This is a genomic window from Paraburkholderia piptadeniae, assembly GCF_900007165.1.
In the GTDB taxonomy this organism is placed as follows: Bacteria; Pseudomonadota; Gammaproteobacteria; order Burkholderiales; family Burkholderiaceae; genus Paraburkholderia; species Paraburkholderia piptadeniae.
This window is the reverse complement of sequence record NZ_CYGY02000023.1, coordinates 276,936-296,541: the sequence shown is the minus strand read 5'-3', so window position 1 is coordinate 296,541 and position 19,606 is coordinate 276,936. Positions and strand designations below refer to the sequence as shown.

17 protein-coding genes are annotated in these 19,606 nt (G+C 62.9%); 2 read left to right on the top strand and 15 right to left on the bottom strand.

Going from position 1 to position 19,606, the window contains the following annotated elements; all coding sequences use genetic code 11:
* Positions 1-47: 47 nt before the first annotated feature.
* The 4 genes from BN2476_RS11390 to BN2476_RS11375 form a co-directional block, all read right to left on the bottom strand.
* On the bottom strand, positions 48-1,241 hold the full coding sequence (locus tag BN2476_RS11390; RefSeq protein WP_087734241.1) for an acetyl-CoA C-acetyltransferase: 1,194 nt from the start codon (positions 1,239-1,241) through the stop codon (positions 48-50).
* A complete protein-coding gene (gene can, locus BN2476_RS11385; RefSeq protein WP_087734337.1) occupies positions 1,234-2,010 on the bottom strand; it encodes a carbonate dehydratase in 777 nt (258 codons plus the stop codon). The genes BN2476_RS11390 and can overlap by 8 nt, the downstream gene beginning before the upstream one ends.
* Before the next feature lie 58 nt (positions 2,011-2,068).
* Positions 2,069-3,889 (bottom strand): bifunctional isocitrate dehydrogenase kinase/phosphatase, encoded by a 1,821-nt coding sequence (aceK, locus tag BN2476_RS11380; RefSeq protein WP_087734336.1) that lies wholly within the window; start codon positions 3,887-3,889, stop codon positions 2,069-2,071.
* Positions 3,890-4,086: 197 nt separating this feature from the next.
* Complete coding sequence (locus tag BN2476_RS11375; protein ID WP_087734335.1) at positions 4,087-4,536, bottom strand: MerR family transcriptional regulator; 450 nt, start codon at positions 4,534-4,536, stop codon at positions 4,087-4,089.
* 195 nt (positions 4,537-4,731) lie between these two features.
* On the opposite strand from BN2476_RS11375, the gene BN2476_RS11370 reads away from it, so the two are divergent.
* Positions 4,732-5,805, top strand: a complete 1,074-nt coding sequence (locus tag BN2476_RS11370) for an MBL fold metallo-hydrolase (protein ID WP_087734240.1) — start codon at positions 4,732-4,734, stop codon at positions 5,803-5,805.
* Between the two features lie 140 nt (positions 5,806-5,945).
* Here BN2476_RS11370 and BN2476_RS11365 read toward each other — a convergent pair whose 3' ends face one another.
* From BN2476_RS11365 to argS, 6 genes are all read right to left on the bottom strand, one after another.
* Positions 5,946-7,541, bottom strand: a complete 1,596-nt coding sequence (locus BN2476_RS11365; RefSeq protein WP_087734239.1) for an ABC transporter substrate-binding protein — start codon at positions 7,539-7,541, stop codon at positions 5,946-5,948.
* Between the two features lie 220 nt (positions 7,542-7,761).
* On the bottom strand, positions 7,762-8,574 hold the full coding sequence (locus BN2476_RS11360) for a helical backbone metal receptor (protein WP_087734238.1): 813 nt from the start codon (positions 8,572-8,574) through the stop codon (positions 7,762-7,764).
* Between the two features lie 3 nt (positions 8,575-8,577).
* Positions 8,578-9,348, bottom strand: coding sequence for an SDR family oxidoreductase (locus tag BN2476_RS11355; RefSeq protein WP_087734237.1), 771 nt, complete (start codon positions 9,346-9,348; stop codon positions 8,578-8,580).
* A 24-nt stretch (positions 9,349-9,372) separates the two neighbouring features.
* Positions 9,373-10,011 carry a thiol:disulfide interchange protein DsbA/DsbL gene (locus tag BN2476_RS11350; protein ID WP_087734236.1) on the bottom strand — a complete coding sequence of 213 codons (639 nt, stop codon included), beginning with the start codon at positions 10,009-10,011 and terminating at the stop codon, positions 9,373-9,375.
* A 152-nt stretch (positions 10,012-10,163) separates the two neighbouring features.
* On the bottom strand, positions 10,164-10,967 hold the full coding sequence (locus BN2476_RS11345; protein WP_087734334.1) for an SPOR domain-containing protein: 804 nt from the start codon (positions 10,965-10,967) through the stop codon (positions 10,164-10,166).
* A gap of 90 nt (positions 10,968-11,057) precedes the next feature.
* Positions 11,058-12,842, bottom strand: a complete 1,785-nt coding sequence (gene argS / locus BN2476_RS11340) for an arginine--tRNA ligase (protein WP_087734333.1) — start codon at positions 12,840-12,842, stop codon at positions 11,058-11,060.
* 421 nt (positions 12,843-13,263) lie between these two features.
* Here argS and BN2476_RS11335 point away from each other — a divergent pair, with 421 nt between their 5' ends.
* Complete coding sequence (locus BN2476_RS11335) at positions 13,264-13,590, top strand: DUF1840 domain-containing protein (protein ID WP_087734235.1); 327 nt, start codon at positions 13,264-13,266, stop codon at positions 13,588-13,590.
* Between the two features lie 192 nt (positions 13,591-13,782).
* Here BN2476_RS11335 and BN2476_RS11330 read toward each other — a convergent pair whose 3' ends face one another.
* The 5 genes from BN2476_RS11330 to pcaD form a co-directional block, all read right to left on the bottom strand.
* Positions 13,783-13,989 (bottom strand): acid-shock protein, encoded by a 207-nt coding sequence (locus tag BN2476_RS11330; protein ID WP_087734234.1) that lies wholly within the window; start codon positions 13,987-13,989, stop codon positions 13,783-13,785.
* 182 nt (positions 13,990-14,171) lie between these two features.
* Positions 14,172-16,919, bottom strand: coding sequence for a methionine synthase (gene metH / locus BN2476_RS11325; protein WP_162497872.1), 2,748 nt, complete (start codon positions 16,917-16,919; stop codon positions 14,172-14,174).
* A 39-nt stretch (positions 16,920-16,958) separates the two neighbouring features.
* Positions 16,959-18,032, bottom strand: coding sequence for a homocysteine S-methyltransferase family protein (locus BN2476_RS11320; protein WP_087734233.1), 1,074 nt, complete (start codon positions 18,030-18,032; stop codon positions 16,959-16,961).
* A 328-nt stretch (positions 18,033-18,360) separates the two neighbouring features.
* Positions 18,361-18,618, bottom strand: a complete 258-nt coding sequence (locus tag BN2476_RS11310) for a BTH_I0359 family protein (protein ID WP_087734231.1) — start codon at positions 18,616-18,618, stop codon at positions 18,361-18,363.
* A 117-nt stretch (positions 18,619-18,735) separates the two neighbouring features.
* Complete coding sequence (gene pcaD, locus BN2476_RS11305; RefSeq protein ID WP_087734230.1) at positions 18,736-19,524, bottom strand: 3-oxoadipate enol-lactonase; 789 nt, start codon at positions 19,522-19,524, stop codon at positions 18,736-18,738.
* Positions 19,525-19,606: the final 82 nt, after the last annotated feature.

Here is a 19,606-nt window from a genome sequence, read left to right as displayed (position 1 = left end):
GTGTCCTCGTGCGCGCGGATTGCCGCGCGCTGTCGTTGGAACAGGGGTTAGACGAGCTCGATGCCCATCGCCGTCGCTTCGCCGCCGCCGATGCACAGGCTCGCGACGCCACGCTTCAGCCCGCGCTTCTTCAGCGCGCCGATCAGCGTGACGAGAATGCGCGCGCCCGATGCGCCGATCGGGTGGCCGAGCGCACAGGCGCCGCCGTTCACGTTCACCTTGTCGTGCGGCAGCCCGTGTTCTTTCATCGCGGCCATCGTGACGACTGCGAACGCCTCGTTGATCTCGTACAGATCGACGTCTGCCGCCTTCCAGCCGTTCTTCTCGAACAGCTTGCGGATCGCGCCGACGGGCGCCGTTGTGAACTTCGCCGGCTCCTGCGCGAACGTCGAGTGGCCGACGACGCGCGCAAGCGGCGTGACGCCGAGCTTCTTCGCCGTCGATTCGCGCATCATCACGAGCGCCGCCGCGCCGTCGCTGATCGACGACGAGTTCGCGGCCGTCACCGTGCCCGTCTTGCTGAATGCGGGCTTGAGCGTCGAGATTTTGTCGAGGTTCGCCTTGAAGGGCTGTTCGTCGCGCTCGACAGTGACGCTGCCTTTCTTGCCTTCGACGGCGACGGGCGCGATTTCCCACGCGAACGAACCGTCTTCGTTCGCGCGTTTCGCGCGCGTCAGCGATTCGATGGCGAATTTGTCCTGCGCCTCGCGCGTGAAGTCGAACGACGCTGCGCATTCCTCGGCGAACGTGCCCATCAGACGGCCTTTGTCATAGGCGTCTTCGAGGCCGTCGAGGAACATGTGATCGAGCACCTGGCCGTGGCCCATGCGCATCCCGCCGCGCGCCTTCGGCAGCAGGTACGGCGCATTCGTCATGCTCTCCATGCCGCCCGCGACGATCACGTCGACGGAACCGGCCGTCAGCATGTCGTGCGCGAACATCGCCGCGCGCATGCCGGAGCCGCACATCTTGTTGACGGTCGTCGATCCCGTCGACAGCGGCAGGCCCGCGCCGAGCGCAGCCTGACGCGCGGGCGCCTGACCCTGGCCGGCGGGCAGCACGCAGCCCATCACGGCTTCGTCGATCTGCTCGGGCTTGAGGCCCGCGCGCTCGACGGCCGCCTTGATCGCGACGGCGCCGAGCTGCGGCGCCGTCAGCGATGCGAACTCGCCCTGGAACGCCGCCATCGGCGTGCGCGCGACGGAAACGATGACGATCGGATCGTGTTTTGTCTCACTCATGTTTCAGCTCCTTGATGACTCCATGGACGACAGCGGCCACACCGCCGAGCTTTGCGGCATCGGCGGCGACCATGTCGTTGTCTGCCGTGTGCGCGCGACCCGCCGATACGGCCGCGACGCAATTCGTATAGATTCCTTCGAGTGCTGCCGGCTCTTTCACCGTCATGCCCAGATCGCGCACGCGGCCGTCATGCACGCCGTACACCCAGCCGTGAACGGTGAGGTCCTGGCCGCGCGCCCACGCGTCGTTGATGATCGTCGTGCGGCACACGTTGAGCACCTGCTCGATCGTGTTCAGTTCGACGAGACGCCGATGCCGTGCTTCGCCCATCGGCCATTCCTCGAGCAGCGCCGCGTGCTTCGTGCGCACGTCCTGCACGTGATGCAGCCAGTTGTCGGCGAGACCGACGCGCCGTCCGAGCAGCGCCGCGCCGACGCCCGAGCAGCCGTAGTGGCCGACGACCATGATGTGCTTGACCTTCAGCAGGTCGACGGCGAACTGGATCACCGACAGACAGTTCAGGTCCGTATGCACGACGACGTTCGCGATGTTGCGGTGGACGAACACTTCGCCCGGCGGCAAGCCGATGATTTCGTTGGCGGGCACCCGCGAATCCGCGCAGCCGATCCACAGATATTCGGGCGCCTGCTGATGCGCGAGCCGCGAGAAGAATTCAGGGTCTTCTTCGAGCTTGTGCGCGACCCACGCATCGTTGTTCTTGAACAGATGCGCGAGAGGATGAGGGGCGGGAGGGGGGGTCGTGTTCATGATCGTTTCGACGTAAATAGCTTGTGTCTGTTTATCCAATGGCGGACGCGGCACGCGTTCATGCGACGCGCGCGGCGGGCGCCAGATCCGCATCGGCGGCGCGATCCGCAGCGAACCGTTCCGGATAGCGGACGGAAAAGCGCAGGCTGCGGTCATAGGGATAGAAGTCGGGCAATTCGCCCTTGAGAATCGAGTCCTTGTTCTTTTGCCACAGCGACGGCTCGAAGAAATCCGCGTGATGCTTCATGAACGATTCGCGCACGCGCGGATCGCCGAGCAGAAACGTGCCGTACGTCTCCGGGAAAATGTCGTGCTGTCCGACCGTGTACCACGGCTCGCCCGACATCTCGTCCTCCTCGTTGCGCGGCGGCGGCACGGCGCGCACGTTGCAGTCGGTGAGATATTCGATCTCGTCGTAGTCGTAGAACACGACGCGCCCATGACGCGTCACGCCGAAGTTCTTGTACAGCATGTCGCCGGGGAAGATGTTCGCCTGCATCAGTTCCTTTACCGCGTCGCCGTATTCCTTGATGCCGTGATCGATGTCGGCGTCGGTGCCGTGTTGCAGGAAGATATTGAGCGGCACCATGCGGCGCTCAATGTACAGATGCTTGATGACGAGATTGTCGCCTTCGTATTCGAGCATCGACGGCGCTTCCTTTTCCAGTTCGCGAATGAGCGCGTCATCGAGGCGCGACAGCGGCAACGCGACGCTCGAATATTCGAGCGTATCGGCCATGCGTCCCAGGCGGTCGTGACGCTTCACCAACTGATACTTGTTCTGCACCTTTTCGCGCGTCGTGTCCTTGGGCGGCGGAAAAGAATCCTTGATCAACTTGAACACATATGGGAACGACGGCAGCGTGAACACCAGCATCACCATGCCCTTGATGCCGGGCGCGACGATGAACAGATCGCTCGAATGCTTCAGATGCCGCAGCAGATCGCGATAGAAGAGATTCTTGCCCTGCTTCTGCAAGCCCACCGACGTATAGATTTCCGCCCTCGGCTTGCCTTGCAGAATGCTGCTGAGAAACTCGATATACGCGGACGGCACTTCCATATCGACGAGGAAGTACGAGTGCGAAAAGCTGAAGATGATCAGCAACTGATCGCGCCGGCAGAGCAGCGCATCGACTGCGAGAAGGCCCGGCTTCACGTGATGGATCGGCAATGCGAACGGCACCATCGCATCGGCGTTGATCACGCGGCCGATGATGTATGCCGCCTTGTTCCGGAAGAACAGCGACGACAGCACATGAATCTGGAAATTTGGCGCTTCGTTGAAGGTGCCGAAGTTGTCGCGGAACGCCTGGATCACGCACTCGACATCGCGCGTGAGATTCTCGAACGGCAGGTTCAGCTGGAAGTTCGTGACGATGCGCTCCAGCGTGACGGCGAGCCCGTCCTTGCCGGGGTAATACGCGCGATACGTCGGCTTCGCGGCGGGCTCGTCGTTCTCGATGTACTCCGTCGAGATCGCGGGCCGCACGAAGATGAAATCGTTGTTGAAGTACGAGCGGTGCAGGATGTGGCAGCACACCGAGTTGAAGAACGTCTCCGCACACTCGGGCTGGCGGTGCGTCGTCAAGAGACCGATGTAGTGCAGCTTGATCTGCTGCCACACGTCGTCGTCGATGTTCTCTGCGTCATATTCGTCTTCGAGCTTTTCGATGCATTCGCGCACGCGATCGTCATACGACGCGATGCGATCGCGCGCGAGCTTTTGCAGGCCATGCCAGTCGCCGGCTTCGAACAGGTCTTTCGCGCAGATCGCGGCTTCACGGAAGACGTTGTAATGCCGGTCGAAGCCCGCGAGCAGCGTCTCCGCGACGTCGAAGCCGATCTGTGACGACAGCAGTTTGGGAAAGTGATTCATGTCGACCGTGCATTCGTTCAATGTCGTGAAGACACCCGCGATTGTATCGCCCGGGTGAGCCTGCGAGGCGCCTTCAGGCCGCTTCAGGCCATCGGGCGCAGCGCCGACGCATTGTCTTTTGAAGCGTGTTGCAGGGCGTTCGGCACATCTTCACGCAAAGCCGCGCCAACTATCGTGTATGTCTCCCGATCTCCTGCTCAGGTTTTTTCTTTCGATGCGTCTGCGTGCGCGAGTTTTTCCGCTTCGTCATAGCCGTTGCCGCGCATGCCGCTTTCGAGCAGCACGCGCGCTTGCGCTTCGTATTGCGCGAGGTCTTCGAGCGTCGCGTTCAGGTCTTCGCGCTGACGTTCGAGCACTTCGCGATGCCTGATCACCGTCGCGAGAAACGCCTGTAACTGGGGAACGGTGTCAGTCGGCGAATCGTACAGATCCAGCAGCGCGCGGATTTCCGACAGCGTGAAGCCCAGCCGCTTGCCGCGCAGCGTGAGCCTGAGCCGCGTGCGGTCGCGCCCGGAGTACACGCGGCGCAATCCGCTCGATCCTTCGCGGCTCGGTGAGAGTAAACCCTGGTCCTCGTAGAAACGGATCGCGCGCGGCGTCACATCGAATTCGCGGGCCAGTTCGGTGATCGTGTATTGCGTGTTCATCATCGCGTGTTCATCGAATCGTCTGGCGTGTCCGACCTTTTCGGCTTTTCGCACGGCCGGGCACAAAAACGGATTGAACGTTAGAATCGACGTTTACGTTATCGTCAACCTGAACAAAGCGCAACCCGCGCCGCACGACGCACACGGTTTGCGACTCACCGATGCGGCACGCGGCCGACGGAGGACACCCCCACGATGAATGCTCTCGAACACCAACTCGAATACCCGTTCGCCGACAAGATGCCCGCCGCGGGCACGACGCAGGAGGTCGCGCCCGGCGTCTACTGGCTGCGCATGCCGCTGCCGTTCGCGCTCGATCACATCAATCTCTGGCTGCTGCGCGACGAGATCGACGGGCAGAAGGGCTGGACGATCGTCGATTGCGGCATCGCTTCGGACGAGATCCGCGCGAACTGGGAGACGCTGTTCGATACGATGCTCGAAGGTCTTCCCGTGTTGCGCGTGATCGTCACGCACTGTCATCCGGATCATCTCGGTCTCGCGGACTGGCTGTGCGAAGGCGGCGAGAAGAAGCGCTGGAACGTGCGTCTGTGGATCACGCTCGGCGAATACATGCTCGGCCGCGTGATGGCGGCGGGCGACGGCTCGAACGCGGGCGGCGAGGGCGCGGCGCGGCATTTCGCGCGGCATGGGCTGACGGATGAGACGTCGCTGGACAAGCTGCGCAATCGCAAGAGCTACTACTCGAACCTGGTGCCGTCGGTGCCGCGCCAATACCGGCGCATGCGCGAGGGCGATGCGCTGACGATCGGCGGACGCACATGGCGCGTCGTGACGGGCTTCGGTCATTCGCCGGAGCATTGCGCATTGCACGCCGAAGCGGACGGCGTGCTGATTTCCGGCGATATGGTGTTGCCGCGCATTTCGACGAACGTGTCGGTGTTCGATATCGAGCCTGAAGGCAATCCGCTCGCGCTGTATCTCGGTTCGCTCAGCCGCTATGAAACGATGGCCGCCGATACGCTCGTGCTGCCGTCGCATGGCAAGCCGTTTCGCGGGCTGCAAACGCGCATTCTTCAGTTGCGCGACCATCACGCGGCACGCCTTGCTGAAGTGCGCACCGCTTGCGCGCAGAAGCCGTGCAGCGCGGCGGACATCGTGCCCATTATGTTCAAACGCGAACTCGACATCCATCAGATGACGTTTGCAATGGGCGAAGCGCTCGCGCACCTGCACCTGTTGTGGCTCGAGGGGGAAATGAAGCGCGTGCAGGGCGGGGATGGGGTGATTCGCTTCGAAATGCAGTAAGGGCGCGGGCTTGTCACCTGTGCTCTGACAAGCTCGCACGCTTGCGTGAAACGCACGTCGAGCCACTGTCGAATGAAAAACGGCCCGAACGCGATTGCGCTCGGGCCGCCGAATGCCGACCGTTTCGTGAACGACGGGGACTACTGCACCACCACCGCCCCAAAATTCTGCCGGCCAAACGGACTGACGTGATACCCGTGTACGTTCGTCCGCGTGATGGCGGTCGCCGTCGGATACCCGAGCGGAATCCACAGCGCCTCATCGTGGATGATCTGCTGCGCGGCCTGATACGCTTTCGTGCGCTTGCTCTGATCCGCGGTTTGCTTGCCCTGCTCGATCAGCTTGTCGAGTTCCGGATCGCAGTAGCGCGCGAAGTTGATCCCCGACTTCACCGCATTGCAGCTGAAGAGCGGCGACAGATAGTTGTCCGGGTCGCCGTTGTCGCCGGCCCAGCCCATGAACAGCGTGTCGTGCTGTCCCTGCTTCGCCTGCTTGATCAGCTCGCCCCATTCGATCACCTTCACTTCCGCCTTCACGCCGATCTTCGCGAAATCGGCCTGTAGCATTTCCGCGCCCGCCTTCGGATTCGGATTCAGCACGCTGCCGGTCGGACGCACCCAGATCGTCGTCGAGAAGCCGTCCGGATAGCCTGCCTCCGCGAGCAGTTTCTTCGCCTTGTCGGTGTCGTACGGCCACGGCTTCACGGCCTTGTCATAGCTCCACGTGTTCGGCGGATAAGGATTGTTCGCGGGCGTCGCCGTGTTGTCGAACACGGCCTTCAGATAGGACGTGCGATCGAACGCCATGTTGAGCGCGGCGCGCACCTTCTGGTTGTCGAGCGGCTTCTTCTGCGTGTTGAGCGCGACGAACGCGGTCATGAACGCGGGCGTCTCCACGATGGCGAGCGACTTGTCCTTCTTCGCGTCCGCGACGTCTTGCGGCTTCGGCGACAGCGCGATCTGGCATTCGCCCGCCTTCACCTTTTGCGCGCGCACGGCGGCATCGGGCGTGATCGCGTAGATCAGCCGGTCGATCTTCGGTTTCGGGCCCCAGTACGACGGATTCACGTCATAGCGGATGATCGAGTCCTTCGTGTAGCTCTTCAGCACGAACGGACCCGTGCCGATCGGCTTTGCGTTCAGATCGGTCTGCTTGCCGGCCTTCAGCAACTGGTCCGCGTATTCGGCCGAATAGATCGACGCGAAACCCATCGTCAGGATCGACACGAAGGTCGCGTTCGGCTCGTTCAGTTCGAACTTCACCGTGTTGTCGTCGACCTTCGATACCGACTTGATCAGCTTCACGAGCCCCATCGACTGCGCATGCGGAAAGCCACTCGCGCCCGCCACCTTGTGCCACGGGTTGTTGTCGTCGAGCATGCGGTCGAACGTGAACACGACGTCGTCGGCATTCAGCGGACGCGTCGGCTTGAAGTAGTCGGTGGTCTGGAACTGCACGTTCGGATGAAGATGGAACGTGTATGTGAGGCCGTCGGCGCTCACGTCCCACTTATCGGCGAGGGACGGCGCGACTTTTTTCGCCGCCTCGTCATACGACACGAGCGAGTTGAAAATCACATCCGCCGATGCGTTGGTCGTGACGAGCGAGTTGTATTGAACGACGTCGAAGCCATCGGGGCTCGATTCTGTGCAAACGGTAAGCGGTTTTGCGATGGTCAGCGCGGGTGCAATGGCGAGGGCCGTCAGCGTCGTGGCGGCGAGCAGCTTGAAACGCATAAGATCTCCCGGAATTTCGAATTCTTCGTGGCGGGGCGGCGTCGTGCATTCTGTCGTGCACTGCGCGCGCTCCGGGCAGGTGCTTCACGTATTTTCATTCTGATACGGATTCGGTGCCGGCGCATTGCGTCACGTTCCGCCGGCGCTGGCGCAAGCTTATCGAACGCTTACGGCAGCGACAACAATTGAATCCGCATAACGGTATGGTTACGCGTTCGCGCTAGCGGCTGGCGTAGCGCAAAAGATACGCGATGCCGTCGATTGTGCGCGAGCCGTACCACGACACCATCTCGCCATCGATCAGCTCGATCCGTTTGCCCTTGAGGCGGACATCCTGTCTGAGCGCGTCGCAATGCTGCTGCGTGAAGCGATACGGCTCGCTCGACAGCAGCACGCGATCGACGTCATCGAGCCACGCGGCGTCGAAATCGAACGACGGATAACGGGCTGCACCTTTCTCGCCGCCTTGCACGGCCGGCGACGTTTGCCAGTTCACGAGGCGCAGCATCGCCGAGATATAGGTGTCGCGCGCGACTGTCATCCACGGCTCGCGCCAGATCGTGTAGAGAACGTTTTGCCGCGGCCACGCGCGCGCAGCGGCTGCATCGAGTTGCGTCCGAAGCGCGACGGCCAATTGTTGCGCCTCGTTCTCACGGTCGAAAATCGCGCCGAGCAGCGCGTAAAGCGCGACATTGTCGGTCGGCGCAAGCGGATGCGTGACGACGATATGCGGCACGAACTCGCGCAATGTCTCGACGGTCTCGCGCTCGTTCTCGTCGATGTTGACGATCGCGTGAGTGGGTCGCAGCGCGCGAACGGCATCGATTTTCACCGCCTTCGTACCGCCGACTTTCGGCACCTTGCGCACCTTGTCGCGCGGATGCACGCAAAAACCCGTTCGCCCGATGATCTGCGCGTCGAGCTTCAATGCAAAGAGAAGTTCTGTGATGCTCGGCACCAGCGACACGATGCGCGCGCCGCTATCCGCTTTCGCGTGTTCGATACCGGCAGCATCGACGGCACGCGCGATCATGATTCAACGGGCGGCGCGCGGCTTGCGCGGGGCCTTTTCGAAGACGGCGTCGTAGAGCCAGCGCGGCAGCACATACAGCAGCATCGCCGCAAAGCGCATCTGCCACGGGAAGATCGCGAAGCGCGTTTTGCGCGCGATCGCATCGGCGACCTTTTCGGCGAAGCGGTCCGCGTCCATCAGGAAGGGCATCGGGTACGGATTGCGCTCGGTCATCGGCGTGCGGATATAGCCGGGCGCGATCGTGACCACCGACACGCCGAGCGGCCGCATCTCGACGCGCAGCGCTTCCAGATACTTCGTCGCCGCCGACTTCGACGCGCTGTACGCGCCCGAGCCCGGCAGCCCGCGCACGCCCGCGACACTGGCAATGCCGACGAGCGTGCCCTTGCGCGCGGCGACCATCGCCGACGCGAACGGCTCGAACGTCGCGACCATGCCGAAGTAGTTCACGTCCATCACATCGCGGAACGCCTGCAAATCGCCGTGGCCCGTCACGGCGCCGTGACTGATGCCCGCGTTCGCGATCACGATATCGGGGCAGCCGTGTTCCGCGATGAACTGCCGCGCAGCATGAGCGAGCGCATCCGCGTCCCGTACGTCGACGGAATACACGGAAATTGCGTTCTCGGGATGGGACTGCTGGAAGTGGGCGAGAGCGTCGCCGCGACGGGCAACGAGGCCGAGAATTGCGCCGCGCCGCGCATATTCGGCGGCGAGCGCTTCGCCTATGCCACTCGACGCGCCGGTGATGAAAACCTTCAGCGGTGAACTCATACCGGCCGTCGTGCGTGAATGGAATTACATCTTCTTCGCGCGAACCTGTCCGACCAGGTAGTCGAGCACCTGGAGCGTGCCGGGCAGGCTGTTTGTCTGCGCGGGGCCCGTTTCGTACTTGCCCTGCACGGCCAGCGTCGGCACGCCGTCGATCCGGAAGTCTTCGATCAGCTTCTTGTCACGCTGGATCGCGCTCTGCGTCGAGAACGAGTTGTACGCGTCCATGAACTTCTTCGAATCGACGCCGTTCTTCGCGAGAAATTTTGCCTGATCTTCCGGCGTCAGCAGATAGTTCTTGTTGACGTGGATCTCGTGGAAGATGGTCGGCGTCAGCTGGTTCGCGAGGCCGAGCGCGTCGACGGCATGATAGAGCTTCGAGTGCGGAATGAAATCGTCGCGGAACGCGACGGGCACGCGCTTGAACACGACGTCCGGGCCCTGCTTCTTGACCCACGATTCCAGATACGGATCGAACTCGTTGCAGTGCGGGCAGCCGTACCACATGAACTCGATGACTTCGATCTTGCCGGCGGGCTCCTCGACGGGCTGCGGCGTGGACAGCACCGTGTAGTCCTTGCCGGCGACGGGCGCGGCGGTCGCCGCTTGCGCCGCGCTCACGACGAGGCCGAGAGAGAGGAAAAGAATGCTCAGCAGTTTTTTCATGTCTTGTGAACCCAATCAGGGGAAGTAACGGTGGCGGGCATTGGCGCGCCGCGACCGCAACGGTTCGACGGCAGGCGTCTGCCGCACATGAGACTCGCGCTGCGCGCTGAAGGTTCAGCGGCGGCGCGAGACAACCCGTTACTGCGTGTGAATCACTGCTTGGTGAAGCGGATGACGGCAGTGTCGACGCCCGCATCGGACAGGCGCTGACGCGTGGTGTTCATGTCCTCGAACTTCGAGAACGGGCCGATTCGAACGCGATAGTACGTCACACCGCCCGCATCGCGCTGCGTGACCTTCGATTCGAAGCCCTGGAACGCGAGCCGCGCGCGCTGCTGTTCGGCGTCGGCGGACGTCTTGTACGCGCCGACCTGCAGCAGATAGCCCGTGTTAGCGTCGGCGGCGGAGGGCGGCGTGCCGTTCGCATTCGGCGTCGCGCCGGCCTTCGGCTGATTCGGTGCGTTGTTCGCGATGCTCGGCGCGCTGTTCGCTTGCGGCGGCTTGCGCGGCTGGTTCATCGCCATCGTGTTGCTGTTGCTGGTGCCGTTGTTCGCGTTCGCGCCGTTGTCCTCAGCGGGCTTGGGCGGGACGGCGACGCCGTTGTTCGACGGCGGCACTTCGACGATCTGCGGCTCTTCGAGCATGCCCGAAGTCTGCGACTGGTTCGTGGTCTGGCCGGGCGCCGTGTTGGGCGGCGCGGGCTGCGCGGCTTGCGGCACCGGCTGGCCGGGGCTCTTGCCTTGTAGCGGACGATTCGGGTCGTACTGAGGCTGGCTTGCGCCGCTATCGGACGCGGCGGGCGGCGCGACCTTCGCGACGAACGGCGTGGGCGCGCGCGTGATGTAGAGCGCCACCACCACCGCGATGGCCAGGCCGACGATCAGGCCCAGCACGATACCGAGAAAAGTGCCCCCGGTCTGTTTCGATTGCTTCGTTGTGCGGCGCGGTTTTGCCATCGTCTGTTTCACCTGCAAAAGGAAATCTGGAATGACCGTCGATTATAGCGACGGTCATCCGCCTGACGTCTTAATTAAAGCGCGTGGAGATTACATTTTGGCGGGTGCCGATACACCGATCACGGCGAGGCCGTTCGCCAGCACCTGGCGCGTCGCCGCGAGCAGCGCGATGCGCGCATTGCGCGGCGCTTCTTCGTCGACGAGAACGCGTTCGGCATTGTAGAACGAGTGAAATTCGCCTGCGAGATCGCGCAGATAGAACGCCACTGCGTGGGGCGCGAGCTCGTCGGCGGCGTGCGCCAGCATGTCGGGGAATTCGGCAAGCTTCTGCAGCAGCGCCATCGCGCGCTCGCTGTCGAGCGGCGACAGATCGACGGACGGCAGCAGGGCTTCATCCGCGGCGTAGCGCGACTTCGATTCGCTGATCACCGAGCAGATGCGCGCGTGCGCGTACTGCACGTAGTACACCGGGTTCTCGTCGTTCTGCTTGAGCGCGAGGTCGACGTCGAACACGAACTCCGTGTCGGCCTTGCGCGAGATCAGGAAGAAGCGCACGGCATCGCGGCCGCGGCGGATGGTCTCTTCGTCGAGCAGATCGGGCGCCGCTTCCTGGCCCGGCAGCGCGCCGCCCGACCATTCGATCAGATCGCGCACCGTCACGTAGCTGCCCGCGCGCTTCGAGATCTTCACTTCCTGGCCGTCGCGCATCACCGTGACCATCTTGTGCAGCACGTAGTCGGGATAGCCCTTCGGGATGCCGATGCCGAGCCCTTGCAGACCGGCGCGCACACGCGCGATCGTGCCGTGGTGATCCGAGCCCTGGATGTTGATGACCTTCGTGAAGCCGCGCTGCCATTTCGTCTCGTGATACGCGACGTCGGGCACGAAGTACGTGTACGTGCCGTCGGACTTGCGCATCACGCGGTCCTTGTCGTCGCCGTCGTCGGTGGTGCGCAGCCACAGCGCGCCGTCCTGCTCGTAGGTCTTGCCGGCGTCGATCAGCTCCTTCACCGTGTTCTCGACGCGGCCTTCCTTGTACAGCGACGATTCGAGGTAGTACTGGTCGAACTTTACGCCGAACGCCTGCAGGTCCATGTCCTGCTCGTGACGCAGATAGGCAACGGCGAAACGGCGGATCGCTTCGAGGTCCTCGACGTCGCCCGCGCCCTTGACGGGCTCGCCGTCGCTCGCCGATACGGTTTCGCCGTTCAGGTAGTCGCGCGCGATGTCGGCGATGTATTCGCCGTTGTACGCGCTTTCGGGCCAGCCCGCGTCGCCGGGCTTCAGGCCTCGGGCGCGCGCCTGCGTCGAGATCGCCAGGTTGCCGATCTGCACGCCCGCGTCGTTGTAGTAGAACTCGCGATGCACGGCATAGCCCTGCGACGCGAGCACGTTCGACATTGCGTCGCCGAGCGCGGCCTGGCGGCCGTGTCCGACGTGCAGCGGGCCCGTCGGGTTGGCCGACACGAACTCGACCAGCACGCGCTTGCCCGCGTCGCGCGTCGAGCGGCCGAACGTTTCGCGCTGCTCGAAGATCGCGGCGATCACGGCCTGCTTCGAAGCGGCCGACAGACGCAAGTTGATGAAGCCAGGACCGGCCACTTCGGCGCTGTCGACGAGGCCCTTGGCCTGCGGATGCGCGAGCAGCGCATCGACGATCAGTTGCGCGAGCTGGCGCGGGTTGCTGCGCAGCGGCTTGGCGATCTGCATCGCGACGTTGCACGCGACATCGCCGTGCGCGGCGACTTTCGGTCGTTCAAGCGTGATGGCCGGCGCGACGAACGCGGCTTCGGATTCACCTTGAGTGGCCTGGGCGACCTGCTTGACGACGTCGGTCAGCAGGGTTTCGAGAGTTTGTTTGTGTGCAGGCAGCATGCTTGTTGCGAGTCCAGTGAGGCAGTCCGATGAAGCGGGCAGCGCCGTATACGGCGCGGAACCAGGCCGTCGACGGCGTGGGAAGCGCTTGAGCGCCGGATGCGCGTCGCGAGCGTGACGCCGCGGCGGCGCGAAAAGGCGGTGATCGCTGCGCGGCGCGCGCCGTGCAGATAGCCGGACATGCGCGGCGGCGAAGCGGCACAGCATATGCAGCGTGCCCGGACGCACCGCGGCGAGCTTTTTCCGTCAAGCCGGATTTTAGCAGGTGCTAATATGTCCAATGAGATGCCCAGCAGGGGCCGTGGCCACCGGCAACACCCGAGCAAGCAGCCGGCGCGCCAACGGAACCCGTGGGGCCGACCGCTACGAGCATCATGCGGCCGGCCGTGGGAGAAGCCAACATAACGAAAAGGGAACAGTCATGCTGATTACTTTCAAGTGCCGCTCCGCCCCCGATGTGGTGATGTTGGAGAATCTCGCCCAATATCTGCTGGGAATCATCGGCAAGCGGCTCGGCCCACGCGGTGTAATCAACCACGACGAACTCGGCGTCGCGATCTCGAAGCTCGAAGCGGCGATCGTGACCGACAAGCAGGAACTCGCCGAGCATGAAGGCCACTTCCACGAAGGGGAGGAAGGCCACGACACGCACGAGATTCCGATCGGACTCGCACAACGCGCGTTCCCGTTCCTCGACATGCTGCGCGCTGCGCAGAAGGACAATACGGACATCGTCTGGGGGCTCTGAGCGGCTTTCGGTTGTGCCCGTGAGGCCGTGCGGAGGCGGCGTCGAGTGGTCCTGCTCGCTGTAGTGCGCGCTGTCGTGAACGTGGCGGCGCATACATGGAATCGATTCCGGCCGAGCGTGCATCTGCTGCATCCGGCCATGAAAAAGCCCATCTCGCGATGGGCTTTTTTGTCACGACGCCGCGCTCGCGCGTTACTGGCTTGCGCCTTCCGGCGCGGTCGCGGGAGCGGACGCGCCCTTCTTCATCTTGTTCTTTTTCGGCTTCTTCACGTGAGTGACGGTAGGCGGCGAATAGGAACTCACCGAGCTCGATCCGCCCGGGGCCTGAGGCTGGGCGCCGGCGAGCGGCGCGACGGCGGCGAGCGATAACGCGGTCAACATCAGCGTCAGCTTCTTCATACGATTTCTCTCCGTTGACTGTTGCAAGTCGTTGAGCCGACGCGTTTTTGCGGTCGCGTCTGGCGGGCAGGCAGGATGAAGCGTTTTCAGTCTACAAAGCCGAAAATATTCGCTGGGCCTTTCAACTGGAAATATTCAGCCTCTGGCCAGCGATATAGTCCTGCCGCCCGCGCGTACCCCTTTTACAACAATGGCGCGAGCGCGCGCTCCGCGTCTGCCTTCGACAGCGACATGCGTCGCGCGTAGTCCTCGAGTTGATCCTGGCCGATCTTGCCGACCGAGAAATAGGTGCTGTCGGGATGCGCGAGATAGAAGCCAGAGACGCTCGCGGCAGGCAGCATCGCAAGCGATTCGGTGACGCTCATGCCGATTTCGCCGGCTTGCAGCGCGGCGAACATGTCGCGCTTGACGAGGTGATCCGGGCATGCCGGATAGCCGGGCGCGGGACGGATGCCGCGATACTTCTCGCCGATCAGGTCGTCGTTCGACAGACTCTCATCTTGCGCATAGCCCCACAGGTCGCGGCGCACGCGCGCATGCATCGCTTCGGCGAACGCTTCCGCGAAGCGGTCGGCGAGCGCCTTCAGCATGATCGCGCTGTAGTCGTCGTGATCCTGCTCGAACTGCTTTTCCTTCACGTCGACGCCCAGGCCCGCCGTGACCGCGAACATGCCGATATAGTCGGCGACGCCCGAATCCTTCGGCGCGATGAAGTCGGCGAGCGAGCGGTTCGGCCGCATCACGCCGTCCACCACGGGGCGCACGCTTTGCTGGCGCAGGTTGCGCCACGTCAGCGCGACTTCGCTGCGCGATTCGTCCGTGTAGATTTCGATGTCGTCGTCGTTGACCGTGTTCGCCGGCAGCAGCGCGATCACGCCGTTCGCCGTGAGCCAGCGGCCCTGAATCAGGCGCGCGAGCATCGACTTCGCATCCGAGAAAACGCGCCGCGCCGATTCGCCGACGATCTCGTCGTTCAGGATCGCTGGGTACGGACCGGCGAGATCCCACGTCTGGAAGAACGGGCCCCAGTCGATGTAGTTCGCGAGCTCGTTCAGGTCGAAGTTCTTGAACACGCGCCGGCCGATGAACCTCGGCTTCACAGGCTGATATGCGTTCCAGTCGATCTTCGCCCTGTTCGCGCGGGCTTCTGCGAGCGTGACGAGCGGCTGGGCCTTTTTGTTTGCGTGCTGCTTGCGAATGCGGTCGTAGTCGGCCTTCAGCTCGTCGAGATATTTCGTGGCGCCTTCGTCGGACAGCAGGTTCGACGCCACCGACACCGAACGCGACGCATCCGGCACGTACACGACAGGGCCTTCGTAATTAGGTGCGATCTTCACGGCGGTATGCACGCGCGAAGTCGTCGCGCCGCCGATCAGCAGCGGAATCTTCTTCACGCGGAAGTAGTCGTCGCGCTGCATTTCCGATGCGACGTAGGCCATCTCTTCGAGCGACGGCGTGATCAGGCCCGACAGCCCGATGATGTCCGCGCCTTCGACTTTCGCCTTCGCGAGAATCTCGTTGCACGGGACCATCACGCCCATGTTGACCACTTCGAAGTTGTTGCACTGAAGCACGACGGAGACGATGTTCTTGCCGATATCGTGCACGTCGCCCTTCACGGTCGCGACGACGATCTTGCCTTTCGCGCGCACGTCGCCGCCCGCTTCGGCGAGCTGGCGCTTTTCTTCCTCGATGAACGGAATCAGGTGCGCGACCGCCTGCTTCATCACGCGCGCCGACTTCACGACTTGCGGCAGGAACATCTTGCCCTGGCCGAACAGGTCGCCGACGATGTTCATGCCGTCCATCAGCGGGCCTTCGATCACGTTGATCGGGCGGCCGCCGCCTTGCATGATCTTGACGCGCGCCTCTTCCGTGTCTTCGACGATGAAGTTCGTGATGCCGTGCACGAGCGCATGCGCGAGACGCTGCTCGACGCCCTGGTTGCGCCACTCGAGGTTCTCTTCTTTCTTCGCTGCGCCCGTCTTGAACTTGTCGGCGATTTCGAGCATGCGGTCGGTCGCGTCTTCGCGGCGGTTCAGCACCACGTCTTCGACACGCTCGCGCAATTCGGCGTCGAGGTCCGCGTACACGCCCAGCTGACCCGCGTTGACGATGCCCATGTCCATGCCCGCCTGAATCGCGTGGTAGAGGAACACGGTGTGGATCGCCTCGCGCACCGGATCGTTGCCGCGGAACGAGAACGACACGTTCGACACGCCGCCGCTCACCTTCGCATACGGCAGGTTCTGCTTGATCCAGCGCGTCGCTTCGATGAAGTCGACGGCGTAGTTGTTGTGCTCTTCGATGCCCGTCGCGATGGCGAAGATGTTCGGATCGAAGATGATGTCTTCCGGCGGGAAGCCCACTTCGTTGACGAGAATGTCGTACGAGCGCTTGCAGATTTCAGTCTTGCGCTTGAACGTGTCGGCCTGGCCCTGTTCGTCGAACGCCATCACGACGGCAGCCGCGCCGTAGCGGCGAATCAGCTTCGCCTGGCGGCGGAAGCTGTCTTCGCCTTCCTTCATCGAGATCGAGTTGACGATCGCCTTGCCCTGCACGCACTTCAGGCCCGCTTCGATCACCTCCCACTTCGACGAGTCGATCATGATCGGCACGCGCGCGATGTCCGGCTCCGACGCGATCAGATTCATGAAGCGCACCATCGCCGCTTTCGAATCGAGCATCGCTTCGTCCATGTTGACGTCGATGACCTGCGCGCCGTTTTCGACCTGCTGGCGCGCGACGGCCAGCGCTTCGTCGAACTGGCCGTTCAGGATCATCCGCGCGAATGCCTTCGAGCCCGTCACGTTGGTGCGTTCGCCGACGTTGATGAAGAGCGTCCCCGAAGTGACGTTGAACGGCTCGAGGCCGGAGAGACGCATCGTGTGATCGGTCATGGTCTGTGCGTGTTTCGTCGTTGCTTCAATGGGTTCTGCGGGCGGCCGTCCGTGCAGCGTTAATGTGCTTCAGGCGACGTCGCGATACTGGCTCGGCCACTTGCGCGGCTTCACTTCGTTCAGCGCCTTCGCGATCGCGGCGATATGTTCCGGCGTCGTGCCGCAGCAGCCGCCCGCGATGTTCACGAGACCCGCCTGCGCGAATTCCTTCAGGAGGCCCGACGTATCGGCGGGCAGTTCGTCGAAGCCCGTGTCGCTCATCGGATTCGGCAGGCCGGCATTCGGATAGCACGATACGTAGGTGTCGCAAAGCTTCGCCAGCTCCGCGATGTACGGACGCATCAGCGCGGCGCCCAGCGCGCAGTTCAGGCCGAACGTGAGCGGCTTCGCGTGACGCAGCGAATTCCAGAACGCTTCGACCGTTTGCCCCGACAGAATGCGGCCCGATGCGTCCGTCACCGTGCCCGAGATCATGATGGGCAGGCGCTCGCCGGTGTCGTCGAACAGCTCGTCGAGCGCGAAAAGCGCGGCCTTTGCGTTCAGCGTATCGAAGATCGTTTCGACGAGGAACAGGTCCGCGCCGCCTTCCATTAGCGCTTTCGCCTGCTCGTAGTACGCGGCGCGCAGTTCGTCGAAACTGACGTTGCGCGCGCCCGGATCGTTGACGTCGGGCGAGATGCTCGCCGTCTTCGGCGTCGGCCCGATCGCGCCGGCGACGAAGCGCGGCTTGTCGGGTGTCGAATACTTGTCGCACGCGGCGCGCGCGAGCTTCGCCGATTCGCGGTTCATCTCGACGGCGAGTTCTTCCATTCCGTAATCGGCCTGCGCGACGGTCGTTGCGCCGAACGTGTTCGTCTCGATGATGTCGGCGCCCGCCGCGAGATATTGCTCGTGAATCTCGCTGATGATCTGCGGCTGCGTGATCGACAGCAACTCGTTGTTGCCTTTGATGTCCCGCGCATAGTCCTTGAAGCGCTCGCCGCGATAGGCGGCTTCGTCGAGCTTGTAGCGCTGGATCATCGTGCCCATCGCGCCGTCCAGAATCAGGATGCGCGATTCGAGCAACGCGGGCAGGGCCGCGCCGCGCGTGTAGGCGGCGCCGGCGTTGGCGACTGATGGGGCTGACTTGGCGGGCTGGTTCATGGTCTGATCGCGCTCGTGCCGGCTGGCTCTGCCGACTTTTTCAGGAAACTCAATATTGTAGCCGGATGGCCGCGAACTCGCCGCGCGACGCGGCTTTGCGGTCCGTGCCTGCGCGCAGGGCCCGCCGGTTGCTGGTAATGGAGCGCGGGCAGTATATCTTTCGCCGTTTGCGCGAGGTGTACGCCTTGCGTGGCGCGGCGCGCCGCGAAACGGGCGGACCCGCCGATAAAAACGGCAAATCCATGAAAACGAAAAACCCCGCCGGGCAAGCCGGGCGGGGTCGATTAGGGACGTGTCGCCTGGAGTTGGCGTCAGCGGCGCCGATGGGTCAGTGAAGAATGACCGGCTGATTCATCAGGCTGTCGAATTGACCGAGAAACTCGTCCACTTCGTCTAGCGTCGGTTCGTCTTCGATGAGCTTTTGCACATGCTCGCGAAAACTGGCTGCCATCACGCCGTCGATATAAATCTCGCGCTGCGTGTTCTTGTCGACGATCTCATACCCACCGGACCTCATCGCGATATGCCCGTCCTGCGGCGGGAACTCGACGACACAATAGTTGGGGCTGTTGTAGATCATTTGCATGGCGACACTCCTTATTTCCGATGGCTCCGGGCCAGTGTTGCACCGTAGATGGAGCCCATGGTTTGGAATTCAAGGGGTGGGTCCGGCCTGACGCGTTGAAGATCCCGGACCTGTTTATTAGACCAGTTTCTGCAGAAACGATTCAAGCAAAGCCGTAAAACGTTGCGATTGCTCGACGGGTGCGAGGTGAGCCGCGTCTAGCAGTTCGAATCTCGCTCCCCGGATGGCATCCGCTATTGCCTGTGTAGCAGCAGGTGGCGTGCCTGCATCGTGGCGTCCAGCCACTGTGAGAGTGGGAAGGGCAATCTCCTTCAGTCTACTGCTCACGTCGAAATCGCGCAGTGCAAGGCACGCATGCGCATAACCCTCAGACGAAGTGTTCTCGAACACCTCGCAAATCTGTTCGACGACTTCGGGATGCGCATCGCGGAAGCCGGGCGTCAGCCAGCGTTCCATCGTCGCTTGCGCGAGCGCGCCGACACCTTCGTTGCGCACCATCGCCGCGCGCTGTTCCCAAAGAGCGCGGCTGTCGGATGGCGTGGCGGCGTGCGTGTCGGTGAGCGTCAGTGTCTCCACGCGATGCGGGTTATCGAGTGCGAACTGCTGCGCGATCATGCCGCCCATCGACATTCCGACAAGATGCGTCTTCTTTACGCCAAGCGCATCCAGCAGCGCGCGCAAATCCTGCGACAGATCCGCAACGCCGCCCTGCCTGTCTGATACGGCCGTTTGACCGTGACCGCGCACGTCGTAGCGCAAGACCGTGTACTCGTCACGGAAAAAACCGGCGAGCTGATCCCATATCGACAGATCGCCGCCTAGCTGATGGATGAACGTGAGCCAGGGGCCTCCGCCTTCATTGCTCAGGATGTAGCGCGTATCGATGCCATTCACATTGATTTGCATGCGGACTCCATAAGTGATGTCGCAATGAAAGAACGAGTGAATCAATCGTTCATGCGATCCGGGTCTTTCGATTCGCATCATG